General features: G+C 44.1%; 5 protein-coding genes. 3 read left to right on the top strand and 2 right to left on the bottom strand.

Annotation, left to right across the window (positions count from 1 at the left end):
• Both L0J61_RS09470 and L0J61_RS09465 read left to right on the top strand, forming a co-directional pair.
• Positions 1-579, top strand: a 579-nt coding sequence (locus tag L0J61_RS09470) for a DpnI domain-containing protein (protein ID WP_301466202.1), incomplete at its 5' end; no start/stop codon positions are given.
• Between the two features lie 278 nt (positions 580-857).
• Positions 858-1,049, top strand: coding sequence for a DpnD/PcfM family protein (locus L0J61_RS09465; protein ID WP_301466201.1), 192 nt, complete (start codon positions 858-860; stop codon positions 1,047-1,049).
• 39 nt (positions 1,050-1,088) lie between these two features.
• On the opposite strand, the gene L0J61_RS09460 is transcribed toward L0J61_RS09465, so the two are convergent.
• Together L0J61_RS09460 and L0J61_RS09455 are read right to left on the bottom strand one after the other, a co-directional pair.
• Entirely contained in the window at positions 1,089-2,156 is a 1,068-nt protein-coding gene (locus tag L0J61_RS09460) for an aminotransferase class IV (protein WP_301466200.1), read from the bottom strand.
• Positions 2,157-2,166: 10 nt separating this feature from the next.
• On the bottom strand, positions 2,167-2,841 hold the full coding sequence (locus tag L0J61_RS09455) for a hypothetical protein (protein WP_301466199.1): 675 nt from the start codon (positions 2,839-2,841) through the stop codon (positions 2,167-2,169).
• Positions 2,842-3,386: 545 nt separating this feature from the next.
• On the opposite strand from L0J61_RS09455, the gene aroE reads away from it, so the two are divergent.
• Positions 3,387-4,247, top strand: a complete 861-nt coding sequence (gene aroE / locus L0J61_RS09450) for a shikimate dehydrogenase (protein ID WP_301466198.1) — start codon at positions 3,387-3,389, stop codon at positions 4,245-4,247.
• Positions 4,248-4,605: the final 358 nt, after the last annotated feature.

The following is a 4,605-nucleotide window of genomic DNA, read 5'->3' as shown; positions in this document are numbered from 1 at the left end:
TATGAGCTAAAAAGTAAAAAGTCTAAATTAAGTAACATTATTAATGATGGTGCTTATAAGACAATGATTGAACGTATCAATAGTGAGGATAATCCCAACTTTTTCCTCCTGACATACTCAAAAGAGCTTACCGTCAATAATTTTCTAATTATTCCGAAGCATTTTTTTAAGCCTGATATTATCGTCAAGCGTAAACCATTACCAGCGACCGCCAAACGCGCAGGTTGGGTCGGCTGTAATATCGACTTACGCCAAATACCAGAATCAGGCAGAGTGTTTTTAGTCAAAAATCAGCAGGTCATACCACGCGATGATGTCACTCAACAATTTCAAAAAACCTTATTCTTACGAGAACAAACTACCGCTTCTCGTGGTTGGACACTAGATATCTGGAAGTGTATCGATAGACTCGATACTCATTTCTCACTAAAGCAAGTTTATGCTTTTACTGACGAGTTAAAACTTAAACATCCCGAAAATAACTATATTCCAGATAAAATCCGTCAGCAATTACAAGTGTTACGCGATAAAGGTATTATTGAGTTTGTGAGCCGTGGCCACTATCGAAAATTATACTAGTCGCTTCTCGTTGTAGCGCTCAGGTCTTGGTTTTCCCTTTTTATCATGATAAACATCTGCAATTAACTCATCTCTATCATCCCATAGCGGCAATCTCGCGCTGTTTCCTTTTTACTTCCAGAATTTAATTTTCTCAATTCAAGAGGATCAATTACCTTAACGACACAAAGCCACGTAACAAAAGACGATCACTTCTTTTGAGCGCTTTTGCTAATCTATCTAGCGTAGGTAAAAAAACAGGTTTTGAATATGACAATTTCTAATCGTTGAGAATAGTTATGACAAAGAAAGGCGATTTGAATACTTATCAAATAGAAATAGTCGAAACGATGAGTGCTCTTGTAGAAGTAGTTGCAGAAGATAGTGAAACGGCTCTACTAAAAGCGCGAGAAATGTATAGAGGCGAAGACATCGTTCTATATCCAGATGACTTCATCGACACTAAGTTTAATACTTTTGGAATAAAGTAGATTGTTTTATTTGGCTGATATGCGACGGCTATTCAAACCTCACAACCTCACAACCTCACCCGATAATAACGTCAAGCTATTCATTGGCATGATGCCTCGCAGCGCATTACAAAAAAATATTTTGCTGATGTTGGGCAAATCCTCGTCTTGTAACGACCTGATGACGACTGGATATTCTGTCCTAGACAATGCATCGATAATCACCTGTCGCATAACACCCGCGACACCTGATTGTGCCATAGAAGGCGTGTACCACTGACCAGTGGTTAGGTAGTTTCGACTGGTTTGATTGCCATTGATAAAGTTTTTAGAATTCGATGACGGTGTGTCTAATAATTGATAAAACACATTACTCATCGTTCCCTCAACCCAGTGTCCGCTCATATCACGTAGCAGACCTTCACCGATATTCAACTGAGCAGCAGTTTGAGTAACTGCCTCTTGGGTATTGCTATCTTGAGCATTGACTGATGATGGGGTATTTAATGCTTGATTTGCCACCGACTGTGACTTGATGCGTTGTAGCTCACCACTGGCGAGTACCGTATCAAGGCGATTGAGGCTTTTGAGTCCTGCCAAAGATGGAGGCAGACAGGCGAGCTGCGCAGACAGGCAGACGGCAGAACTACTGGGCTGTAAAGGAACTGAATGCTCATTTGGTAGCGCCAACGATTCAGCCGTTGCAACCGTCATCGCAGAGGATTTGAGCCAAACCTCGCAAGCGCTACCAGTCTCGTTTGGGGCATAGGCATAGCCGCGTACCGATTGCGGTGATCGGGTCACCACTACCTTGAGCATGCCTTGCCCTAGTTGCTTGGCATACCATTGCAATCTAGTCAATAGACCTTGGCTATCTAACGCGAGCTGCAGCGCCTGCGCATGAGAGATGAGCCGCTGTAGATGATGTTCTGGCCACAGTATCAACCCATCGATGACACCCATGGTGGTAAAAAATCCATCAGCATACGCCAGCCCGCGACTATCTAAGGACAGAGTGGCGTCCGTGGTATCTGCCTCGGTATCTGTCGTATCGTCTGATGACTCTAGACATATCCAGCAGCTGGGCGGTATAGGGCTAGTCGTTGCAGATGGTATAGCACTACACATCAGATACCCTTTAGCTGTTGTCAGTGTCTGTTTGCGATTCTGCCTTATTGATGATCAACATACAGCTATAAAACTCACATTTTGCTAGTTCAACTTGTTGACCACCGAGGACCTTGTCTTTGACAATTTGACCATTGAGCATATCAGCGACCAGCTTACCACCTTCGTCACCCATCAGCTGTTGTGCCACATTATAGGCTTTTTGTGCATGATTGAGGCTTTGCTCTTTTTCTGCATCAGAGTCGGTAGGATTGGCATAATACCAACCAAACTCAAGATATTTTTCGGAGTCGACAATATCTAGATATGGCGCGTCAGTCTGCATAAAGCGATATTTGGTCGCCGGACTGCTAGCGTAGTCTAAGCTGTTTTCATCACTGCTCAACACTTCACCGAAGCTTGATTGGATAGCTTCTAGTTCGTCGACGTTGACTGACTCTACTGACTCGCTCCCCCATGTCGAGACATCATACGTTACAGGCGTGCCTTGCTGTGCAGTTGCACCATCGAGGTCACCTTCGGTTACTGCGCTATCTTCGACTGGGGCTGCAGCGACTGTCTGTTCACTATTGTCTGTACTGGCGTCTTGGTTTTCGGCGTCGTTGTTGCTAGTACAGCCAGTCAACGACACACCAACAGCCATCATCATACCGACCAAAAGGGTCTGTAGGTTATTATTCCACATGGGCAATTTACTCACACTTTTATATTTATATCAAAATAGTATCAACGATTGGGCGGCTATGCCACTGATAACGAATAAAGCGTTGTCAAAACAAGGCTTACAAGGCTAGGTGATGACTTCAATTCTTTGGTTGAATCTCCAAGCCGCCCTAATGAACCATAGAGCTGACAATCGGTGACACGCCTGTATCATTACACAATCACAAGCAGCCACTAAAGCCGATTGGCAAAGATTTTCTATGTCCACTATTTTACCCAACTCTTGAACACTTGACCACTCTTTACGTTACGGACAACACTCCCATGGAGTGCAGATTTGTTAAAGCATCAGCGCCACAAAACCTACAGGGAAACGAACGGTTGATGAACCCTTTACTGAGTTTGTGAATATTGGCGTTATAATTTATGATAAATGGATTATCACTACTTGTAGTCACCTTTTATCGTTGATATTTAGCTTATCATTAATATTTAACGTTTGTTCTTTATCGCCTCTTTCTCGCCTACTTCGCCTATTTTTTGCTTACTTTTGCTAGCGGAACTTTTATGACCCAACACTATATCGTTATCGGCAATCCCATTGCCCACAGCAAATCTCCTGAAATTCATGCACAGTTCGCCACACAGTCAGGGAGTGACATCAGTTATCGGCGGCAGTACTGCCCTGATGATGCGAGCAGTTTTACCGCAGTGATTGAGGCGTTTTTTAATGGCGGCGGCGTGGGTGCCAACGTTACTGTACCATTCAAGCAAATCGCTTACGATTGCTGTGCAGCACGTGGTGGGTTGTCCGAGCACGCCAAGGTCGCAGGTGCAGTCAACACCCTATCATTAAATAAAACGCTGATAGATAGTGGCACACCAATCGCCGAAGCCATATACGGTGACAATACGGATGGACAAGGTTTGGTAAATCACATCACCAGCTTGGACTGGCCGCTGGCAGGAGCACGGGTAGCGCTCATCGGTGCTGGCGGTGCAGCGCGCGGTGTGATATTACCATTGCTACGAGCCGATATCAGCTCTCTAACCATCGCCAATCGCACACTGAGCAAGGCGACAGACCTCGTCAAAGAATTAGGCACAGCGAGTGATACGATTGATCAACATCACATCGATACCTGTGCAACGAGCGAACTATCTGGCCAGTTCGATATCATCATCAACGCTACCTCTATCGGGTTGTCAGGCGATACCTTACCGCTGGCTGATGACTTACAGGCTCAGTATGCTTATGACATGATGTATGGACGCACCCTGCCATTTTTGCAGCATTTTTCTAAACGTGGTGCACAAACCTCCGATGGTTATGGCATGCTCATTGGTCAAGCAGCGCTGAGCTTTGAACGTTGGACAGGACATAATATCGACGTCGTCAAAGCCACTGACGCACTCAGTCGGCGTTAATCCGGAATTTTCACATTACCGGCTTACCATTTGATTTGCGATTGGCTAAGGTGCAAACATTCCTGCAATATAAAGTAGCCCTAGCCCAAACGCGTCAACAAGCCAGCAGCTCGTTTTTTTCGCTGTCCTGCGCTCATAAAAACTCACTCTACTTCGGTCATGACTATTCTGTTGGTTGTAAATGACAGCCGATTATAAATGACAGCGCTACCATTAATTACTTGCAGGCTAATGCAGGGTTTTTATCGGCCAACAGCGAAAATATAACTAAAAGTAATTAAATTAACTTAAATTAATTACTTTTAGTTATATTTTATATATTTGTTCTCACAGAAGACTTATACTGATGAAAATGCCA

The organism is Psychrobacter sp., assembly GCF_030457785.1.
Classification (GTDB): Bacteria; Pseudomonadota; Gammaproteobacteria; order Pseudomonadales; family Moraxellaceae; genus Psychrobacter.
Note: the sequence above shows the minus strand (reverse complement) of the source record. Positions and strands in the feature narration are given on the sequence as shown.